Annotated in this window: 15 protein-coding genes, 1 other RNA gene and 1 pseudogene; 14 read left to right on the top strand and 3 right to left on the bottom strand. The window is 60.9% G+C overall.

Going from position 1 to position 21,079, the window contains the following annotated elements:
- Positions 1–2: 2 nt before the first annotated feature.
- The 3 genes from smc (at position 3) to ligA (ending at position 7,068) form a co-directional block, all read left to right on the top strand.
- Positions 3–3,491 (top strand): chromosome segregation protein SMC, encoded by a 3,489-nt coding sequence (smc, locus tag HBO10_RS12345; protein ID WP_034128380.1) that lies wholly within the window; start codon positions 3–5, stop codon positions 3,489–3,491.
- Positions 3,492–3,750: 259 nt separating this feature from the next.
- The gene (gene zipA, locus HBO10_RS12350; RefSeq protein WP_034128381.1) at positions 3,751–4,614 is read left to right on the top strand and encodes a cell division protein ZipA; all 864 of its coding nucleotides are present in this window, start codon (positions 3,751–3,753) and stop codon (positions 4,612–4,614) included.
- 87 nt (positions 4,615–4,701) lie between these two features.
- Positions 4,702–7,068 carry an NAD-dependent DNA ligase LigA gene (gene ligA / locus HBO10_RS12355; protein ID WP_034128382.1) on the top strand — a complete coding sequence of 789 codons (2,367 nt, stop codon included), beginning with the start codon at positions 4,702–4,704 and terminating at the stop codon, positions 7,066–7,068.
- Positions 7,069–7,188: 120 nt separating this feature from the next.
- Here ligA and HBO10_RS31300 read toward each other — a convergent pair.
- A pseudogene (locus tag HBO10_RS31300) lies at positions 7,189–7,308 on the bottom strand (outer membrane lipoprotein carrier protein LolA); the annotation flags it as partial.
- Positions 7,309–7,355: 47 nt separating this feature from the next.
- Here HBO10_RS31300 and HBO10_RS12360 point away from each other — a divergent pair.
- From HBO10_RS12360 to HBO10_RS12380, 5 genes are all read left to right on the top strand, one after another.
- Positions 7,356–8,522, top strand: a complete 1,167-nt coding sequence (locus tag HBO10_RS12360) for a putative zinc-binding metallopeptidase (RefSeq protein ID WP_034128384.1) — start codon at positions 7,356–7,358, stop codon at positions 8,520–8,522.
- Between the two features lie 98 nt (positions 8,523–8,620).
- Positions 8,621–8,717, top strand: an RNA gene (gene ffs, locus HBO10_RS12365) — signal recognition particle sRNA small type.
- 150 nt (positions 8,718–8,867) lie between these two features.
- Positions 8,868–10,829: a hypothetical protein gene (locus HBO10_RS12370; RefSeq protein WP_169921998.1), complete on the top strand. Its 1,962-nt coding sequence runs from the start codon at positions 8,868–8,870 to the stop codon at positions 10,827–10,829.
- Between the two features lie 158 nt (positions 10,830–10,987).
- A complete protein-coding gene (locus HBO10_RS12375; protein ID WP_034128386.1) occupies positions 10,988–12,034 on the top strand; it encodes an N-acetylmuramidase family protein in 1,047 nt (348 codons plus the stop codon).
- Between the two features lies 1 nt (position 12,035).
- Positions 12,036–12,626: a hypothetical protein gene (locus HBO10_RS12380; protein WP_034128387.1), complete on the top strand. Its 591-nt coding sequence runs from the start codon at positions 12,036–12,038 to the stop codon at positions 12,624–12,626.
- A gap of 141 nt (positions 12,627–12,767) precedes the next feature.
- Here HBO10_RS12380 and HBO10_RS12385 read toward each other — a convergent pair whose 3' ends face one another.
- On the bottom strand, positions 12,768–13,631 hold the full coding sequence (locus tag HBO10_RS12385; RefSeq protein ID WP_034128388.1) for a LysR substrate-binding domain-containing protein: 864 nt from the start codon (positions 13,629–13,631) through the stop codon (positions 12,768–12,770).
- 98 nt (positions 13,632–13,729) lie between these two features.
- Here HBO10_RS12385 and HBO10_RS12390 point away from each other — a divergent pair, with 98 nt between their 5' ends.
- The 6 genes from HBO10_RS12390 (at position 13,730) to HBO10_RS12415 (ending at position 20,416) form a co-directional block, all read left to right on the top strand.
- A complete protein-coding gene (locus HBO10_RS12390; RefSeq protein ID WP_034128389.1) occupies positions 13,730–14,671 on the top strand; it encodes a DMT family transporter in 942 nt (313 codons plus the stop codon).
- A gap of 77 nt (positions 14,672–14,748) precedes the next feature.
- Entirely contained in the window at positions 14,749–16,824 is a 2,076-nt protein-coding gene (gene dnaX / locus HBO10_RS12395; protein WP_034128390.1) for a DNA polymerase III subunit gamma/tau, read from the top strand.
- 42 nt (positions 16,825–16,866) lie between these two features.
- On the top strand, positions 16,867–17,205 hold the full coding sequence (locus tag HBO10_RS12400; protein WP_003193199.1) for a YbaB/EbfC family nucleoid-associated protein: 339 nt from the start codon (positions 16,867–16,869) through the stop codon (positions 17,203–17,205).
- 140 nt (positions 17,206–17,345) lie between these two features.
- Positions 17,346–18,380: an NADP-dependent oxidoreductase gene (locus tag HBO10_RS12405; protein WP_034128391.1), complete on the top strand. Its 1,035-nt coding sequence runs from the start codon at positions 17,346–17,348 to the stop codon at positions 18,378–18,380.
- Between the two features lie 66 nt (positions 18,381–18,446).
- Entirely contained in the window at positions 18,447–19,049 is a 603-nt protein-coding gene (gene recR, locus HBO10_RS12410) for a recombination mediator RecR (RefSeq protein WP_014719453.1), read from the top strand.
- 218 nt (positions 19,050–19,267) lie between these two features.
- Positions 19,268–20,416 carry an acyl-CoA dehydrogenase family protein gene (locus HBO10_RS12415; protein ID WP_034128392.1) on the top strand — a complete coding sequence of 383 codons (1,149 nt, stop codon included), beginning with the start codon at positions 19,268–19,270 and terminating at the stop codon, positions 20,414–20,416.
- A gap of 108 nt (positions 20,417–20,524) precedes the next feature.
- Here HBO10_RS12415 and HBO10_RS12420 read toward each other — a convergent pair whose 3' ends face one another.
- Positions 20,525–21,073, bottom strand: coding sequence for an adenine phosphoribosyltransferase (locus HBO10_RS12420; protein ID WP_034128393.1), 549 nt, complete (start codon positions 21,071–21,073; stop codon positions 20,525–20,527).
- Positions 21,074–21,079: the final 6 nt, after the last annotated feature.

A 21,079-nucleotide genomic window follows, 5' to 3' on the forward strand; every position in this document is an offset into this window, starting at 1 on the left:
GCGTGCGGCTCAAGTGCATCAAGTTGGCGGGGTTCAAATCCTTCGTCGACCCGACCACCGTCAACTTCCCCAGCAACATGGCGGCGGTGGTGGGGCCCAATGGCTGCGGCAAGTCGAACATCATCGACGCCGTGCGCTGGGTGATGGGCGAGAGCTCGGCGAAAAACCTGCGCGGCGAGTCGATGACCGACGTCATCTTCAACGGCTCCACCAGCCGCAAGCCGGTGAGCCAGGCCAGTATCGAACTGGTATTCGATAATTCCGACGGCACCCTGATCGGCGAATACGCAGCCTACGCGGAAATTTCCATCCGTCGTAAAGTCACCCGCGACAGCCAGAACAGTTACTTCCTCAACGGCACCAAGTGTCGCCGTCGCGATATCACCGATATCTTCCTTGGCACTGGCCTGGGCCCGCGCAGCTACTCGATCATCGAGCAGGGCATGATCTCCAAGCTGATCGAAGCCAAGCCCGAAGACCTGCGCAACTTTATCGAAGAAGCGGCTGGCATCTCCAAATACAAGGAGCGCCGCCGCGAGACTGAAAACCGTATCCGCCGCACCCACGAAAACCTCGCCCGGCTGACCGACCTGCGCGAAGAGCTGGAGCGCCAGCTCGAACGCCTGCACCGCCAGGCCCAGGCCGCCGAGAAGTATCAGGAATACAAGGGTGAAGAGCGCCAGCTCAAGGCGCAATTGTCGGCCCTGCGCTGGCAAGCATTGAATGACCAGGTGGGCCAGCGCGAAGCGATTATTGGCACCCAGGAAGTCAGTTTTGAAGCATTGGTGGCCGAGCAGCGTAATGCCGACGCCAGCATTGAGCGCCTGCGTGACGGTCACCATGAGTTGTCCGAACGCTTCAATCTGGTGCAAGGCCGCTTCTATTCGGTGGGCGGTGACATTGCCCGGGTCGAGCAGAGTATCCAGCACGGCCAGCAGCGTTTGCGCCAGTTGCAGGATGACTTGAAGGAAGCCGAACGCGCACGCCTGGAAACCGAATCGCACCTGGGCCATGACCGTACCTTGCTGCTGACCCTGGGCGAAGAGCTGGACATGCTCACCCCCGAGCAGGAAATCACCAGCGCCGCCGCCGAAGAAGCCGCCGCCGCCCTGGAAGAATCCGAAGCCACCATGCACGGCTGGCAGGAACAGTGGGACGCCTTCAACCTGCGATCCGCCGAGCCACGCCGCCAGGCCGAGGTGCAGCAGTCGCGCATCCAGCAGTTGGAAACCAGCATGGAACGCCTGGCCGAGCGCCAGCGTCGGTTGCAGGAGGAGCGCGTATTGCTCGCTGCCGATCCGGAAGACGCGGCGATCATGGCGCTGAGCGAACAACTGGCCGAAAGCGAAATGACCCTGGAAGAGCTGGAGGCCAGCGAAGAACAGCAAGTGGAGCGCCTGGAGCAACTGCGCCAGCAATTGCACACCGCGACCCAGGCGCAGCAGCAAGCCCAGGGCGACTTGCAGCGGCTCAATGGTCGGTTGGCTTCGTTGGAAGCCTTGCAGCAGGCCGCGCTCGACCCCGGCACCGGCACCGCCGAATGGCTGCGCGACCAGCATTTGGCCGAGCGCCCGCGCCTGGCTGAAGGCTTGAAAGTCGAAGCCGGCTGGGAACTGGCGGTGGAAACCGTGTTGGGTGCCGATCTGCAAGCGGTGCTGGTGGATGATTTTGCGGGTTTCGACCTGGCCGGGTTTGCCCAGGGCGATTTGCGCCTGCTCAGCCCGGCGCCCGAGGGTGCACGGGTGCCGGGCAGCTTGCTGGACAAGGTCGAGGCGGCGATGGATCTGTCGCCATGGCTGGGCCAGGTCAGGCCCGTGGAGACCCTTGAGCAAGCCTTGGCCCAACGCGGCCAATTGGCGGCCGGCGAAAGCTTGATCAGCCGCGATGGTTATTGGGTCGGCCGCCACTTCCTGCGCGTGCGCCGCGCCAGTGAGGCGGAAAGTGGCGTATTGGCCCGTGGCCAGGAAATCGTCAACCTGAGCGCCGAGCGTGAAGAACGCGAAGCCACACTGGAAAGCCTGGAAACCGAACTGCAAACCCTGCGCGCTACTCAGCGCCAGCAGGAAACCGGCCGCGAACACCTGCGTCGGCTGTTGCAGGACGAAGCGCGCCAGCAAGGCGAGTTGAAAGCCCAACTTTCCGCGAGCAGAGCCAAGGTGGAGCAATTGACCCTGCGCCGCACCCGTCTTGACGAAGAAGTGGCCGAGATGGGCGAACAGCGCGCCCTGGAACATGAACAGATCGGTGAAGCGCGCCTGCACTTGCAGGAGGCCCTCGACAGCATGGCCATGGACACCGAACAGCGCGAGTTGCTGCTGGCCCAGCGCGACAGCCTGCGCGAGCGCCTTGACCGCGTGCGCCAGGAAGCCCGGCAGCACAAGGATCACGCCCATCAGTTGGCCGTACGCCTGGGCTCGTTGCGCGCCCAGCATGATTCCACGCGCCAGGCCCTTGAGCGCCTGGAGATGCAGTCCGAACGCCTGACCGAAAAGCGCGAGCAACTTAGCCTCAACCTGGAGGAGGGCGAGGCGCCGCTGGAAGAGCTGCGCCTCAAGCTTGAGGAATTGCTCGACAAGCGCATGACCGTCGATGTCGAACTCAAGACCGCCCAGATCGCCCTGGAAGACGCCGACCGTGAACTGCGCGACGCCGAAAAGCGTCGCACCATGGCCGAGCAGCAATCGCAGTTGATCCGCGGCCAGCTCGAACAACAGCGTATGGAATGGCAAGCCCTCACCGTGCGCCGCAAGACCTTGCAAGACCAATTGCTGGAAGACGGCTATGACCTGCACGGCGTGCTCAACACCCTGACCGCCCAGGCCAACGAGAAAGACGCCGAAGAAGAACTTGAACGGATTGCCGCACGTATTCAACGCCTGGGCGCGATCAACCTCGCCGCTATCGATGAGTACCAGCAGCAGTCCGAGCGTAAACGTTATCTGGATGCCCAGGACGCCGATCTGGTTGAAGCCCTGGACACCCTGGAAAACGTGATCCGCAAGATCGACAAGGAAACCCGCAACCGCTTCAAAGATACCTTTGATCAGATTAATGGCGGTTTACAGGCGTTATTCCCAAAAGTTTTCGGTGGTGGCAGCGCCTACTTGGAACTGACGGGCGAAGATCTACTCGATACAGGGGTAACGATCATGGCGCGGCCTCCGGGCAAGAAGAACAGCACCATCCATTTATTGTCTGGCGGCGAAAAAGCCCTGACCGCATTGGCCCTGGTATTTGCCATCTTCAAGTTGAACCCGGCGCCGTTCTGCATGCTCGACGAAGTTGACGCGCCGCTGGATGACGCTAACGTTGGACGCTACGCTCGGTTGGTCAAAGAGATGTCCCAGACCGTGCAGTTCATCTATATCACCCACAACAAGATCGCCATGGAAATGGCCGACCAGTTGATGGGGGTGACGATGCATGAGCCTGGATGTTCGCGATTGGTAGCGGTGGATGTGGAAGAGGCGATGGCGATGGTGGAATCCTGAGCCACGCCGGGAGAGAGAATTTACAGCACGCTGTAGGGCGATTTACCGGCCTGGGGAAAGTGGCAAATGGACATATTTGTTCAAGGCATTTTGACAGACGGTGTAAAGTTATCTTTGGTCGTGCTAGTTTAATGTCAATTTTTCGTGTGCGTGGGCAAAACGTCAGTCAGAACATAGAGTTGGCGCCACGTTTTAAAGCGGTTTGCACGGTGCTAAACCCCTTATTTTTCAGCATTTTTTATTAGAGGCACGGGATTACATGGAAATCGGTCTGCGCGAGTGGCTGATCGTCATCGGCATTATTGTCATTGCCGGTATTCTTTTTGATGGCTGGCGCCGCATGCGCGGTGGCAAGGGCAAGCTCAAGTTCCGGCTGGACCGAAACCTGTCCAACTTGCCTGACGACGACGGCGCCGCCGAGCTGCTGGGGCCGCCCCGTGTGCTGGATACCCATAAAGAGCCGCAACTGGATGAGCACGACCTGCCGTCGATGAGCGCCCCGCTGCGTGAAGCCCGCGAGCCGTCGTCCAAGCGTGGCAAGCGCGGTGGCGCGGCGGTTGCCGAGCCGCACCAGGGCGACCTGAACCTCGACGTTGATGATGGCCCGAGCTTCAGCAGCCGCGATGACGATTTCCCGGACGAGGCGTCCGCCAAGAGTGCGGCGCGCCAATCGGTCAACGATCAGCCGGCTGCCGAAGAAGTGCTGGTCATCAGCGTGATCTGCCGCGACGCCGGCGGTTTCAAAGGCCCGGCACTCTTGCAGAACATCCTCGAAAGTGGCCTGCGTTTTGGCGAGATGGATATCTTCCATCGTCACGAAAGCATGGCCGGTAACGGCGAAGTGCTGTTCTCCATGGCCAACGCGGTCAAGCCGGGCACGTTCGATCTGGACGATATCGACCTGTTCAGCACCCCGGCGGTGAGTTTCTTCCTTGGCCTGCCAGGCCCGCGTCACCCGAAACAAGCGTTCGACGTGATGGTGGCCGCTGCCCGCAAGCTGTCCCAGGAGCTCAACGGCGAGCTCAAGGACGACCAGCGCAGCGTGCTCACCGCCCAGACCATCGAACACTACCGTCAGCGCATCGTCGAGTTCGAGCGTCGCGCCCTGACACAGAAACGCTGAGGATCGATCTTAAGCGTTGTCTGTAGAATCCGTGCACTAACATATTGAGCAGCTTCGGCTGCTCTTTTGCTTTATGAGAGAACACCCATGACCGCCGCCCAAACCCGCATCCTCGAACTGCGCGCTGAGCTGGATCAGCACAACTATCGCTACCACGTCCTCGACGAGCCGAGCATTCCGGACGCCGAATACGACCGCCTGTTCCACGAGCTCAAGGCCCTGGAGGCCGAGCACCCGGAACTGGTGACGCGTGACTCACCGACGCAGCGGGTCGGCAGTGCGGCATTGTCGGCGTTCACCCAGGTCAAACACGAGATCCCGATGCTCAGCCTGGGCAACGCCTTCGATGAAACCACCATGCTGGAGTTTGATCGCCGGGTCACCGAGGGCCTTGATCTGCCGGTGGGCGATCTATTTGGCGCTGGCGCGGCGGTGGAATACAGCTGCGAGCCGAAGCTGGATGGCCTGGCGGTCAGCCTGCTGTACCAGGATGGCGAGCTGGTGCGCGGTGCCACCCGGGGCGACGGCACCACTGGCGAGGACATCAGCGTCAATGTGCGCACCGTGCGCAATATCCCCCTGAAACTGCACGGCACGGGCTGGCCAGCCACCCTGGAAGTGCGCGGTGAAGTGTTCATGTCCAAGGCCGGTTTCGAGCGGTTGAACGCCTCGCAACTGGAAGTGGGCGGCAAGACCTTCGCCAACCCGCGCAACGCCGCGGCGGGCAGCCTGCGCCAACTGGATTCGAAGATCACCGCCAGTCGCCCGCTGGAATTCTGCTGCTATGGCATCGGCCAGGTGACCGCGGATATCAGCGACACCCATATCGGCAACCTCAAGCAGTTGCAGAAGTGGGGTATGCCGATCAGCCACGAATTGAAGCTGGCCAAGGGTATCCAGGAATGTCTGGACTACTACCGCGACATCGGCGAGCGCCGCAATGCGCTGGGCTATGAAATCGACGGCGTGGTGTTCAAGGTCAACAGCATTGCCTACCAGCGTGAACTAGGCTTCCGTGCCCGCGAGCCGCGCTGGGCGATCGCGCACAAATTCCCGGCCATGGAAGAACTCACCGAGCTGCTCGACGTGGAGTTCCAGGTCGGTCGTACCGGTGCGGTCACGCCGGTGGCGCGCCTCAAGCCGGTCAAGGTGGCCGGCGTGACCGTGTCCAATGCCACCCTGCATAACATGGACGAAGTGGCACGCCTGGGGCTGATGATTGGCGACACCGTGATCATCCGCCGCGCCGGTGATGTGATTCCGCAGGTGGTCTCGGTGGTCACCGAGCGCCGCCCGGAAAACGCCCGCGCCGTGCAGATCCCGCAAAATTGCCCGGTGTGCGGTTCCCATGTGGAGCGCACGCAACTGGTCAAGCGTAGCAAGGGCAAGGAAACCGTCAGCGAAGGCGCGGTGTACCGTTGCGTCGGGCGCCTGGCTTGCGGTGCGCAACTCAAGCAGGCAATCATTCATTTTGTCTCGCGCCGGGCCATGGACATCGACGGCCTGGGCGACAAGACCATCGAGCAACTGGTGGATGAACAGCTCATTGGTTCGCCGGCCGATCTCTACAAGCTCAAATATGAACAGATCATCGACCTGGAAGGCTTTGCCGATATCTCCAGCAAGAAGCTGATCAGCGCCATCGAAAACAGCAAGACCCCGACCCTGGCACGCTTTATCTACGCCTTGGGCATTCCCGATGTGGGCGAGGAGACGGCCAAGGTCCTGGCGCGCTCGCTGGCGTCCCTGGAGCGCGTTCAAAAGGCGTTGCCAGAGGTGCTGACGTACTTGCCGGATGTAGGTCTGGAAGTGGCCCATGAGATCCATAGCTTCTTTGAAGACGGGCACAACCAGCAGGTGATTGGCGCGCTATTGTCACCGGACGAATGCGGTTTGCAATTGCAGGAGCAGGGCGAACTCAGCGCGGAATTCGCCGCGAGCACCACCTTGGGCGGTTTGCTCGACAAGCTGCACGTGCCGTCGGTGGGGCCAGGTGCTGCGCAGAAACTCGCGGACAAGTTCGGTTCGCTGGAAGGCGTAATCAAGGCTGACTGGCTCGATATGCGCCAGGCGCTGCCCGAGAAGCAAGCCAAGGCTGTGCGGGACTTTTTCGATAATGCCGACAACGCCAGCCATGCCTTGGCCATCGAGCAGCAGCTCAAGGACTTTGGTATGCATTGGCAGAGCGAGAAAAAGGTCGTTGAAGGCTTGCCCGAAGCCGGGCACACCTGGGTACTCACGGGCTCCCTGGAGCTGATGAGCCGCGATGTGGCCAAGGACAAGCTCGAAAGCCTGGGGGCCAAGGTGGCCGGTTCCGTTTCGGCGAAAACCCACTGTGTGGTGGCGGGACCGGGCGCTGGCTCGAAACTGGCCAAGGCCAATGAGCTGGGCCTGAAAGTACTGGACGAAGAGGCCTTCGTCGCCTTCCTGGCCAAGCACAACATCACCGTCTGATTGATCGTCCCCACGCTCCGCGTGGGAACGCATCCTGTGACACTCCGCGTCACGGCCTTCGCGCAGACGCAGAGCGTCCAAGGCGGCATTCCCACGCGGAGCGTGGGAACGATCTCTCAACACTGTAGGAGCGAGCTTGCTCGCGAAGAACCGGAGGGCGCCGCTGTGAACCAGGCAGCCTGCGTTATCGTTAACGATCTTCGCGAGCAAGCTCGCTCCTACAGGGAGCAGTTGAACGATCCCGAGCGAGAAATGATCTAGTCTCTGTCACCCAGGGAGAGATCGCCATGTTCCGCTACTTCGAGCAACTCAGCACGCGCATCGCCGCTCCGTTCATGGCCGAAACCTCGCGCAACAGCAAGGTGTGGCAATGCCGGTGTGGCCAGTCGCTGTTCTTTCGCAACAGCCAGTGCCTGGCCTGCCAGGCGGCATTGGGTTACCAGCCGCAGCAAAGCCGCCTGTCGTCCTTGCAACCTGGGCCGGCGGTCGGTACTTGGCTGGCGGACGATAATCTCGATGCCGGCGCATTCCGGCGCTGTGCAAACCTCGATTCACCCGCTGCCTGCAACTGGCTGATTCCTGCCCACAGCACCGCGCCGTTGTGCGTGGCCTGTAGCCTGAACCGCACCATTCCTGACCTCTCGGTTCCGGAAAACCCCGAACGCTGGCGCAAGGTTGAAACCGCCAAGCGCCGCTTGGTGGCGCAACTGATCAGTCTAGGCCTGCAAGTGGTGCCCAAAAGCGTTGACGAAGAGGCTGGCCTGGCCTTCGACTTCATCGGTATCGACCTGGAAGGCAACGCGCCCACCACCGGCCACGCCAATGGGCTGATCACCCTGGACATCAAGGAAGCCGACGACGCCCACCGCGAAAAAGTCCGCGTACAGATGCGCGAGCCGTACCGCACCTTGCTTGGCCATTTTCGCCATGAGGTCGGCCATTACTACTGGGACCGCCTGATTGCCAACAGTCATTGGCTTACACCTTTTCGCAACCTGTTCGGCGACGAACGCGCCAGTTATGCCGAGGCCCTCGACCGGCACTATCAGAACGGCCCGCGCCCGGACTGGCAACTCACCTGCGTGAGCGCCTACGCCACCATGCACCCCTGGGAAGATTGGGCCGAAACCTGGGCTCACTACCTGCACATGATGGACGCCGTGGACACGGCCCTGGGCTTTGGTATGAGCGCCCGCGAGATGGACCTGGATTACCAGCCATTCCCCCTGACCACGCTCTACGACCCTCAACACCCTGGCGGCCCGGCATTCCTCTGCTTCGTCAATGCCTGGATCGAACTGGCCGGCATGCTCAACGAACTGTCCCGCGCCATGGGCCAGCCGGATTTCTACCCCTTCGTGCTGCCGCCCGCGGTGATTGCCAAGCTGCACTTTATTCACCTGGTCATCCAGGAAGAGGGCGGCAGGGCCGATGGGGTTATGGCAAGTGCTTGAGCCTTCTCATTTTTTAATCCGGAACCAACGGTTGTAACTTCCGATGAGATGGGTACAATGGCGCGGCTTGCCGAGAGGCAGCGTCGTTATGGTGACCCCATCGGTCCCCCCGCAACGATTACCCGTGAACCTGGTCAGAGCCGGAAGGCAGCAGCCACAGCGGGAACATTGTGTGCCGGGGTGTGGCTGGTGGGGTTGCCTCCATAACGCTCCCTCCTGCAGTCCCTTCTAAAACTCAAGTTATTTTCAGCCAGTCATCTGTGATGCTTCCTGCACAGTGCATGACGGTCATTTCGCGTCTAGTGGCATACTCCCAAGCGTCTCTTCCCCAGGCTACGAGGCTCTATGCACTCGGAACATTTCGACTTATCCAGCCCCGTATTCTTGCCGATCACCGAGCACACCTGTGCGGGTTTGTTGGGCGGCGAGGGTTTCGATGCGCTTGTAGCCCTGAGTGAGCCCGAATTGGCGGCGGTGCTGGTGATCCAGAACCTGGCGCAGGTGCCGGAAAGCGAGCTGAGCGCCAATGGTGCTGAAAAAGTGTTGACCAAACTGGTTGACTGGGCAGTCGATGCCAGCCATTCGGCCAGTGTGTCCCTGCTCTCTGAAGCGCAGCGGCTGTTCGATCAGAGGAAGCTGTACTTCGGCCTCAATGTGGTCAAAAGCCTGAAGCTGCGCTTTCTGCTGGAGGAGGAAGTACAGGCTCGGGACTATCTGTTGCCCAGTGGCAAATGGGACGTCGAGTATAAAGTCCGCCACCTCAAGGCCAATGATCCGTTCAGCCAGCAGGTGATCACGCCCAGGCATCGCGAGCGCTGGTTGAGCGCTGAGCAAGACAAGCTGCTCAGAACCTTCCGCGCCAACCTGAACGAAGACCTGCATGTTCAAGGCTATGCAGGCATTGGCAAGAGTCACCTGCTGGTGGCCTTGCTGGAGCACCTGCGCCCGGAAAAGACCTTGCTGCTGGCACGCACCCCGGCAAAACTCGAAACCCTGCGTGCGCGCATGGTGGGAGCGCGGGAGCGTAAGGCCGGGCATACCTTCCAGGACTTCGCCCATGCTCTATTGCATGGCCCGAGGCCAAAGCCGCTGAATACGCCGGTGAGGGTGCCGACCAAGCAGGCGCTCGCTCAAGAACTGAATATCTTTGGTTTCCGCCGCCTGGAAGGGCAAGCGGTGGTGGAGGTGTGCCTCAAGGTGCTTGAGGCCTACTGCCGCTCCTGGGAGTACAGCTTGTCGGCCCAGCATTTGCCGCATTTCAAGCAACCGCTCGGCGGCGTCGATGCCAGGGTGCTGCTCGAATATGCCAGCCGGTTGTGGGGCTACCTTGAGGCGAACCCGGCCTGGGGCCGGCATACCGGGTTTGAAGCCTTGTTGATGATCAAGCGCGCCAGCCTTGCAGGCTGCGTGGTGCCCGAGCGCTATACCCACGTGCTCATCGATGAGAGCCAGGACATCCCGGCGCCGCTGTTGCAAATCATCGAGCGCGGCCGCCAGGTGCTGATCACTTTGGGGGATGAGTATCAGCAGGCCAGTGGCGGCGTGGTCAAGCGTGCCCGTGAGGTTCGCCATACCGACGTGTGCTACTCCGTGCGTTCCGGGCGCAATGTCGAGCGCCTGGTCAACCCGTTGATCAGCTTGCACTCGGAAAAAAGCAAATCGCTTTTCGAGGGCGCCCGCGATGCCGATGTCGGCATTGAGTTTTATCCTCAGGGTTTCGTGCCCCCGCAAGGTTGCGTGGTGTTGACCGCTTCCCATTGGGACACCATGCAGTGGGCGATCCAGTTGAGCCACGCCCGCTGTGCGTTCGGCCTCGCGAGCAAAGAGGCCCAGCAGTCGCTCAAGCATTTCATGGACACGGTCATCGCGTTGTTTAAACCCGATTTCTATAGCAATGAGTTCAATGACCTCGGCCCCCATGCGTTTTTCAGCGACATGGCCGATTGGAAGCAGGTGCGCGAAGCCTGCCAGTTCGATGAGGCGTTTCTGTGGGTCGAGGCCGAGCTGGAAAAAGGCTTTAACGTGGCGGATGTCACGCGTTTGAACAGGTTGATTGGCCATCCGGACGAGCGCGTCCTGTTGATGCTGGCGCAGGATGCGGGCGGCATGGAGTTCGACCGGGTACTGCTCACCCCGGAATTGTTGACCAATGTGAAGTTCCAGGACGCCTACGCGTTCGATCAACGACTCTGTGCGGTGTATATCGCGATTTCACGGGCCAGGGTGCAGTTGTACCTGCCCTACGATGTGGTCGAGTGGCTCGACTACCACAAGTATCAAAAGACCCGTGAATCCCACGGTTACTGACGGATTTAATCCGGCTGTTTCACAACTTTTATAACGTCCTCTGGACAATCCGCAGACCGCCTTGTTAGCTTGCGCCGGCCACTTGTTTCAGAATATGACAAGGGCGTGGATTTGATATTGAAGTGCTATCACTTCTTTCACTCACAAGGATGTCTGTCATGAAAAGCCTGCAAGGGTTGCCTCGTCTTATCAGCGCGTCGGTAGGGACGCCCGGCAAAGCCCGCAACTTGCCCGCCGATGTTCAGTGCATCCAGTATTTATTCAATTTGATCATTCCCAAGATGGGATTTGCCTTGCTGGAAAACGGCAAGTGCGACGGCCAGTTGGTGCAATGCATCAGCCAGTATCAGTTTCGCCATCTCAAGTACGCCCATCCCGATGGCGTGATCGACCCCACCGGGCGGACGTTCAACAGTCTGATCGAAGAGGCGCTGAAGGTACCGGTGCGGGCTTTTCCCAATACGCGCATTCCGACGTTTCTCAACATTTTCGGCAATAACAACGTCGATGCGGTACAGGCCACGGTCAATGTGTACCTGGACCGCGTGCGTGCGGTGATCGAGGCCGAGCGGCGTAACCGGCAGTTGATGATGCAGTCCACCTGCGATGGCGGGACGACATTGAGCGACACGGATTTCCAGAACGCCGCCAAGCAATTGGGCAACGGCATTTCGGTGAATGTGGTCAAGGCGTTCGCCACGGTGGAGTCGGGCGGGAAGGTGGGGTTCGGGCCCGCCAAGTTGCCGATCATCGCTTTTGAAGGGCACCACTTTCGCAAGTACACCAAGCACATCTACGACCAGTCGCAGCCGTTGCTGTCGTATATCTACAAGAAAAAAGCCGGCCCGCAATGGCAGACGAACAATAAGGATCAGGTCAAGGCCTGGGAGACCATGGCCACTGCCTTTGCGCTGGACCAGGAAGCCGCCTTGATGTCGGCCTCCTGGGGCATGTTTCAAATCATGGGGTTCAATTTTGCTGCGTGCGGATTCAAGACGGTGTTTGAGTTCGTGGCGTCATTAAAGATCAATGCCGGTAACCAACTCAAAGCCTATCTCAGCCTTTGCAGCCACAACTCGGCATTATTGAGTGCCATGAAAAACAAGGATTTTACCGCCATGGCCCGAAACTATAACGGCGATGATTACGGCAACTATGACGTCCTGATGAAACAAGCCTACGAAGCCTTTGAAGGGAAGAAATAAGATGATTCGTTATCTGGCGATGGGAGTGTTGTCGTGGTGCGCCGTGGCGCCTGCGTTGGCCGGCTCGGCGGCGTTGCATTCAGGCAAATATGAAGGGCTGATGCTGGCGGTGACGCCGGGGCATCAGGTGGAGGGTTTCTACCAGGAGTCGATGGGCGAGGGTGTGGCCCGTGGTTGCACGTTCTACTTGCAAGGCAAACCCGAAGCGCTCACCACCTGGCTGGACGCTGCCTACCCAGGCAGTGTGGCAGCGGCGTCCGACGGGGTGACCCTGACCGTGGCGCAGGGCCGTCAACACCCCGGCTGCATCAATGTGCTGATGCCGGAAATCGCCACCGGCCTGGAGCTGAGCCAGACGGCCAGCAAACAATGGATAGGCTTGGTGACGGTGTCTGCCGACAAGGCTTACTTGCTGAAAACGCCGGGCGCCAAAGCGGCAAAGCGGCCCTACATCGTCAAGCATGACGTGGTGGGCGTACTGGCGTTCAAGGACGGTTGGGCGCAGGTGGAGTTCATCAACGCTGACGACCGTTCGTTCACGGGCTGGATCAGCCAGGGCCAGTACGCACGGTTGGCTGCGCCGAAGCCCTGAATTGTAGGAGCGAGCTTGCTCGCGAAAAACGTCAACGATAACGCGTGCCTCCTGAATAAACGCGGCGCTTGTGAGTTTTTCGCGAGCAAGCTCGCTCCTACTTGGTATCAGGGCGATTTTCGTCGCACATTTAGGACTGTGTCAGCCAAAGGTCTCGCGCAGTAGCCCGGCAAACGCATCTCGCGCCAGGTGCCGCTGGGTGTCCGTGTGCCAGAACAACAGGTTGTCCACGGGCGCCAGTGCTTCAAAGCGATACGATGCCAGCTGATTGGCCTGTTCATAGCGCGCCAGGATCCCCTCGGGTGCCAACGCCACGCCAATCCCCGCGCTCACGCATCCGATGATCGTGCCCCAACTGGCGTAGCTGGCGATTGTTGGCTTGATGTCATGGGGCTTGAGCCAGTTTTCCAGGGCGGCGCGATAAGGGCAGCCCGGCGGCCACACCAGCAGGGTTCGGCCGGCCAGGTCCTCGGCACTGTTGATAGGTGCGCTGCACGCGCTGGCGATCAGCACCAGGCGCTCGCTGTAGACCACGCTCTGTTCCAGCTTCGTGCGTTTGCCGCCGGCAGCCACCAGCGCCACATCCAGGCGGTGGTGCTGCAGGTCGTCCAGCAGTTGCGCCCAGGCACCGGTGACCAGTTCCAGGCTGACATCCGGATAACGCCGGTGGTATTCCGCCAGTAGCGGCGGCAAGCGCCCGCTGGCGCTGGATTCCACCGCACCGATGCGCAAGGTGCCACGGGGAATGGCGCTGGCATCCACGGCGCGTTTGGATTCATCCACCAAGGCCAGGATACGTTCGCAGTAATCCAGGAAGATCTCTCCCGCGGCGCTGATCGCCAGCCCTCGGCCAGCACGGATAAACAGCGGTGTGCCCAACTCGCTTTCCAGCTGCTTGATGCGCGTGGTGATATTGGACGGCACGCAGTGCAATTGCAGCGCAGCCTGGGCCACGCTGCCGGTTTGCGCCACGGCTCGCACCATTTTCAGTTGGGCCAGTTCCATTGCTCAGTTCCAATGATTTCAGAAGTCAGAAACGCTTAATTGTCCTATGCCTTGCCTGGGCCAAGACTGGCAGCATTCCTTTTGCGTGGATGCTGTCGATGAATACTCCGTCACCTCTGAAGCTTACGCTAGTCATTGCCAGCGTCATCCTCTGTTGGGCGTATTCCCCCATCGGCGTGCACATGGGGCTGCACAGTTACAGCCCCGGCCAATTGGCGCTGCTGCGGTTTTTGATCGCGTCGATATTCATGGGCGGCGTGGCCTCGGTGTTGGGAATTGGACGGCCACCATTGCGCGACCTGCCGTGGTTGTTGGTGCTGGGCTTTTTCGGGGTGTTCCTGCACCACACCAGTCTCAATTACGGGCAGCAATGGGTGACGGCGGCAGCGTCGAGTGTGTTGGCACAGTCGGCGCCGTTGTTCAGTGTGTTGATTGCGTTTTTGTGCTTGAAGGAGCAGGTCAGCGCCTGGCGCTGGGGCTGCGTGCTGTTGGGGTTGGCCGGCGTAGTGGTGGTGATCTGGGGCGACCGGGGCATAGGCGATATCAACCCACGGGGTTTGCTGATCTTGTTGGCGGCCTGCTCATGGAGTGTGTACTTCGCCATTCAGCGACATTACGCCCATCGCTACAGCCCGTTGACGATGGCGTGCTACATGGTGTGGTCCGGCACCCTGATGCTGTGCGTGAACCTGCCGGGCCTGCCCGTCGCCATCGTGCAGGCACCGATGGTGGAGAATCTTGCCGTGCTGGTGCTGGGCATTTTTCCCAGTGCCTTGGCCTATCTGGCCTGGGGTTACGTGTTGAAGCACGTCGAGGTCAGTCGTGCGTCGGTGGCGATGTACCTGATTCCACCGGTTGCCATGCTGATGGCCGCCACGCTGCTTGGCGAACACGTCACCCTGCAGGTGATGCTGGGCGCGGTGATCGTGCTGGCAAGTGTCGCCGCTATCAGTCTGGAAGGGCATTGGCGCTCCAAGGTGCCAGCAAAACGCCCGCAGGTGCCCTCCGGGAGGCCAATCGAACAAGCTTCGTCAGATTAGACGAGCGTGCCGGATGCAATTTCCCCCTTGCTCCGCTAGCATTACCGGCTTCTGCTTCCCAGTTGCGACGGTTTTCGATGAGTTATCAGGTTCTTGCACGTAAATGGCGCCCGCGCTCGTTCCGCGAAATGGTCGGCCAGACCCATGTGCTCAAGGCTCTGATCAATGCCTTGGACAGCCAACGGCTGCACCATGCCTACCTGTTCACCGGTACGCGTGGGGTGGGCAAGACCACGATTGCGCGCATCATCGCCAAGTGCCTGAATTGTGAAACCGGTATTACCTCGACGCCTTGTGGCTCCTGTTCGGTGTGCCGTGAGATCGACGAGGGGCGTTTCGTCGACCTGATCGAGATCGATGCCGCGAGCCGAACCAAGGTCGAAGACACCCGCGAGCTGCTGGACAACGTGCAGTACGCGCCGAGCCGTGGCCGCTTCAAGGTCTACCTGATCGACGAAGTGCACATGCTGTCCAGCCACTCCTTCAACGCCTTGTTGAAAACCCTGGAAGAGCCGCCGCCCTACGTCAAGTTCATCCTGGCCACCACCGACCCGCAGAAACTTCCGGCAACGATTTTGTCGCGGTGCCTGCAGTTCTCCCTGAAAAACATGACCCCCGAGCGTGTGGTCGAGCATTTGACCCATGTGCTGGGTGTCGAGAACGTACCGTTCGAAGATGACGCGCTGTGGTTGCTGGGCCGCGCCGCTGATGGTTCGATGCGCGATGCCATGAGCCTCACCGACCAGGCCATCGCGTTTGGTGAAGGCAAGGTCATGGCCGCCGACGTGCGCGCCATGCTCGGTACCCTGGACCACGGCCAGGTGTTCGACGTGCTCCACGCGCTGATCGAAGGAGACGCCAAGGCGTTGCTCGAAGCGGTGCGCCACCTGTCGGAGCAAGGCCCGGACTGGAATGGCGTGCTTTCGGAAATCCTCAACGTATTGCATCGCGTCGCCATCGCCCAGGCCCTGCCGGAAGGCGTGGACAACGGCCATGGCGACCGAGATCGCGTATTGGCCCTGGCCCAGGCCTTGCCGGCCGAAGACGTACAGTTCTACTACCAGATGGGCCTCATCGGTCGCCGCGACCTGCCCCTGGCACCCGACCCTCGGGGTGGCTTTGAAATGGTGCTGCTGCGCATGCTGGCATTCCGGCCGGCAGATTCGGCAGACGCACCGAGACAGCCGCTAAAGCCAGTGGGGATCAGCCAGGCCACAGTTGATTCCGCCAAACCAGTGGCTGGCGCGGCCGTTGTCGCGCCAGTAGTTACTGCGCCTGCGGTTGCTGTGCCTGAGCCGGTTGCGCCGGCACCTGAGCCCGAACCTGCGCCGGTTGCCGTCGCACCGGTGGTCGAGCCCGAGCCGGTCATCGAGCCCGAGCCCGTGGTCGACTTGCCTTGGAATGACCCGGTCGAAGCGCAAGTAGAGCCCGAGCAACAGCCCGCCGTGGAGCCCGTGCTGGAAACCACCGGCGAGCAACCCGAGCTGACGCCGATGCCTGCGCCGACTCCGGACAGCGTGGTGCCGGATGCCCCTGAGTGGGTATCGGCCCCCGTTCCTGAACCGACGGTCGCCCAGGTCGACGCGGCCACTCCCGGCATTGACCTGGACGACGAACCGCCGCTGGACGAAGACTACATCGAGCCGGACATGGATTCGGCCTACAGCTACCTGGACGATTTGGCCAGTGAGCACACCGCGGAACCTGCGCCCGAGCCCGAGGCAGAACCTGCCGCGGCCCCGGCTACCGGCCTGGCCCTGCAATGGCTGGAATTGTTTCCGAAATTGCCGATCTCCGGCATGACCGGCAGTATCGCCGCCAACTGCACCCTGATTTCCATCGAAGGCGACCACTGGCTGCTGCACCTGGACCCGGCCCATAGCGCCTTGTTCAACGCCACCCAGCAGCGTCGGCTCAACGATGCGCTCAACCAGTACCATGGGCGCACGCTGACCATCGCCATCGAGCTGATCAAGCCCGAGCAGGAAACCCCGGCCCAGGCAGCGACCCGTCGGCGCCTTAACCGCCAGCGCGAGGCCGAGGACTCGATCCACGCAGATCCGCTTATCCAACAAATGATGCAACAGTTCGGTGCGGTCGTCCGCCACGATACTATTGAACCTGTCGAAGCCCCGGTGCCCCAAGCGTCATGACACCGGCTACTCATTGATCCACGTACTTTTGAGGTGATTCCCATGATGAAAGGTGGCATGGCCGGCCTGATGAAGCAGGCGCAGCAGATGCAGGAAAAAATGGCCAAGATGCAGGAAGAGCTGGCCAACGCCGAAGTCACCGGTAAAGCCGGTGGCGATATGGTCAGCGTGGTGATGACCGGTCGTCACGACATCAAGCGTGTCAGCATCGATCCAAGCGTATTGCCAGGCGTGGGTGAAGATGACCTGGAAATGCTCGAAGCGCTGTTCGCCGCAGCCGTCAACGACGCTGTGCGCAAGATCGAAGCCAACAGCCAGGACAAAATGTCCGGCGTGACCGCTGGTATGCAACTGCCACCGGGCATGAAACTGCCGTTCTGATACAGGTTTTAGCTAGACTCAAATGCCAGGCATCGCGCCTGGCATTTTTTTTGGCCGGTCGAAACATCGAACCCCAGGCCTTCACCGATGGTCTGCACCCTATACCGTTGAAACCACTCACCGATAAAGGAGCCCCGCTGATGCCTCAAGAAATGACGCTCAACCAACGCATCGTTCTGGTCTCACGCCCTCAAGGCGCACCCACGCCGGAAAACTTTCGCCTGGAACGTGTGAGCCTGCCGGACCTGGCAGACGGTCAGGTGTTGCTCAAGACCCTGTACCTGTCCCTGGACCCTTACATGCGTGGACGCATGAGTGACGCGCCGTCCTACGCCGCGCCCGTGGAAATCGGCGAGGTGATGACCGGTGGGGCTGTCAGCCGTGTCGAGCAATCGCGCAACCCGAAATTCGAAGTGGGCGACCTGGTGGTCGGCGCCACCGGCTGGCAAAGCCACTGCATTTGCGAAGGCCATAACCTGATCCCGCTGCCCAAGGGGTTGCCGAGTCCGTCGATGGCCTTGGGCGTACTGGGTATGCCGGGCATGACGGCCTATATGGGCTTGATGGATATCGGCCAGCCCAAGGCCGGGGAAACCCTGGTGGTGGCGGCTGCGTCTGGCGCAGTGGGGTCGGTGGTGGGCCAAGTGGCCAAGCTCAAGGGCTTGCGCGTGGTGGGCATTGCCGGTGGCGCAGACAAGTGCCGCTACGTGGTGGATGAGTTGGGCTTTGACGCCTGTATCGACCACAAGAGCGAAGATTTTGCCCATGAGCTGGCCCTGGCCTGTTTCAAAGGCGTGGACATTTACTTCGAAAACGTCGGCGGTAAAGTCTTCGATGCCGTGCTGCCTTTGCTCAACCCCAAAGCGCGCGTGCCGCTGTGCGGGTTGATTGCCGGCTATAACACCCATGAAGCGCCCAGCGGCCCTGACCGTTTGCCGGCCCTGCAACGCACCTTGCTGACCAAGCGGGTGCGCATCCAGGGCTTTATCGTGTTCGATGACTACGGCGACCGCCAGCCGGAGTTCCTCAGTGCCATGGCGCCTTGGGTGCGCGAGGGCAAGATCAAGTTCCGCGAGGACGTGGTCGACGGCCTGGAGCAGGCGCCCGAAGCCTTTATCGGCCTGCTCGAAGGGCGCAACTTCGGCAAGTTGGTGGTGCGCGTCGCGCAGGATTGAGTATTTGACGCTAATCCGGGGCGCGGGTATAAACCGCGTCTCGTTGTTTTGTCGGACCCTTCGCCCATGAGCTTCAGCCCCCTGATTCGCCAACTGATCGACGCCTTGCGCACCTTGCCCGGCGTTGGCCAGAAAACTGCCCAGCGCATGGCGCTGCAACTGCTGGAGCGTGACCGCAGCGGCGGCACTCGCCTGGCCCAGGCCCTGAGCCAGGCCATGGAGGGCGTGGGCCACTGCCGCCAGTGCCGCACCCTCACCGAAGAAGAACTCTGCCCGCAATGCGCCGACCCGCGTCGCGACGACACGTTGCTGTGCGTGGTGGAAGGGCCGATGGATGTGTACGCCGTGGAGCAAACCGGTTACCGCGGGCGTTACTTTGTGCTCAAGGGCCACCTGTCGCCGCTCGACGGTTTGGGGCCGGAAGCCATCGGTATTCCACAACTGGTGGCGCGAATCGAAGAGCAGGGCACCTTTACCGAAGTGATCCTGGCAACCAACCCGACGGTGGAAGGTGAAGCCACCGCGCACTACATCGCCCAGTTGCTGACCAATAAAGGTTTGATTACTTCACGGATCGCCCATGGCGTACCGTTGGGGGGCGAGCTGGAATTGGTGGACGGCGGCACCCTGGCGCACTCGTTCGCAGGCCGCAAACCCATCGCCCTCTAAAAGCCACTGCAATCTGGAGCTTCCTAACCCTGTAGGAGCGAGCTTGCTCGCGAAAAACTAATAGGCGCCGCGTTCACTCAGGAAGCACGCGTTATCGTTGACGTTTTTCGCGAGCAAGCTCGCTCCTACAGGATTAGCGCAGACACAGTCCCTGTGTATGACTTGATAACCAAGCAAGCGCTTGGTAAGTTCGCTCCATCTCGCCATGGAGCTTGCCGATGTCTGCCTATCAGGAATACTTCGATCCCAGCCACCAATTGGTCCGCGACAGCGTGCGCCGCTTCGTCGAGCGCGAGATGCTGCCGGGCATCGAGCACTGGGAGGAAGCTGAGAGCTTTCCCCGTGAGCTTTACCTCAAGGCCGGTGCGGCGGGCATTCTGGGCATCGGCTACCCCGAAACGCTGGGTGGCAGCCACGAAGGCGATCTGTTCGCCAAGGTCGCCGCCAGCGAAGAGCTGATGCGCTGCGGCTCCGGCGGCGTGGTGGCAGGGCTCGGCTCCCTGGATATCGGCCTGCCGCCCATCGTCAAATGGGCCCGGCCCGACGTGCGTGAGCGCATAGCGCCTCTGGTGCTCGCCGGCGAGAAGATCATCGCCCTGGCGGTCACCGAGCCCAGCGGCGGCTCGGATGTAGCCAACCTGCAAACCCGCGCCGTACGTGAAGGCGAGCATTACCGCGTGAGCGGTGCCAAGACCTTTATCACCAGCGGCACTCGCGCTGATTTCTACACCGTGGCCGTGCGCACGGGTGGGCCGGGCTTTGGTGGCATCAGCCTGCTGCTGATTGAAAAAGACACGCCCGGTTTTACCGTCGGCCAGCCACTGAAGAAGATGGGCTGGTGGGCGTCGGACACCGCCGAGTTATTCTTCGATGACTGCCGCGTGCCTGTGGGCAATCTCGTCGGTGTCGAGAACATGGGCTTTGCCTGCATCATGGGCAACTTCCAGAGCGAGCGCCTGGCCTTGGCCCTCATGGCCAACATGACCGCGCAACTGGCCTTGGAGGAAAGCCTCCAGTGGGCCGCCCAGCGCGAAGCATTCGGCAAACCCATCGGCAAATTCCAGGTGCTCAAGCATCGCCTGGCGGAAATGGCTACCGCCGTGGAGGTTTCCCGCGAGTTCACCTATCGCCAGGCCGCGAAGATGGCCGCCGGCAAGAGCGTAATCAAAGAGATTTCCATGGCCAAGAATCTGGCTACCGATACCGCTGATCGGGTGACGTATGACGCGGTGCAGATATTGGGCGGGCAGGGATATATGCGTGGCAGTCTGGTGGAGCGGCTGTATCGCGATAACCGGATTTTGTCGATTGGTGGCGGGACGCGCGAAGTGATGAATGAAATCATCAGTAAGCAGATGGGGTTGTAAGCCGGGGTGTTCTTTCGGCCTCATCGCGGGCAAGCCCGGCTCCCACAGGAGAATGCATTCCAAGGTGGGAGCCGGGCTTGCCCGCGATGGCGTCAGTACTGACGACGCTTATCTCTCAGTCAGCCCGAACTGCGTCAGGCAATACGTCGGAATCCCCATGTCTGCCAAGCGCTGCGAGCCACCCAGCTCCGGCAAATCAATAATCGCCGCGGCTTCAAAGATCTTTGCCCCCATGCGCCGCACCAGGTTCGCCGCCGCAATCAGGGTGCCGCCGGTGGCGATCAGGTCATCGAACATCAGCACGGAGTCGCCTTCGCACAGGCTGTCGGCGTGCACTTCCAGGAACGCTTCGCCGTACTCGGTCTGGTAACCCTCAGCCAGCACGTCCGCCGGCAGCTTGCCTTGCTTGCGGAACAGGATGAGCGGCTTGTTGAGTTGGTAGGCGATGATCGAGCCGATCAGGAAGCCACGGGCATCCATTGCACCGATATGGGTGAAATCGGCTTCGACATAGCGTTGGGCAAAGCTGTCGGCCACCAGGCGCAGGGCGCGGGGCGATTGAAACAGCGGCGTGATGTCACGAAAGATCACACCCGGCTTGGGGAAGTCGATAACGGGGCGAATCAGGGATTTGATGTCGAACGAATCAAAAGTCATCGTCGA

The sequence above is a fragment of the Pseudomonas sp. WS 5503 genome, assembly GCF_012985385.1.
Taxonomy (GTDB): domain Bacteria; phylum Pseudomonadota; class Gammaproteobacteria; order Pseudomonadales; family Pseudomonadaceae; genus Aquipseudomonas; species Aquipseudomonas paracarnis.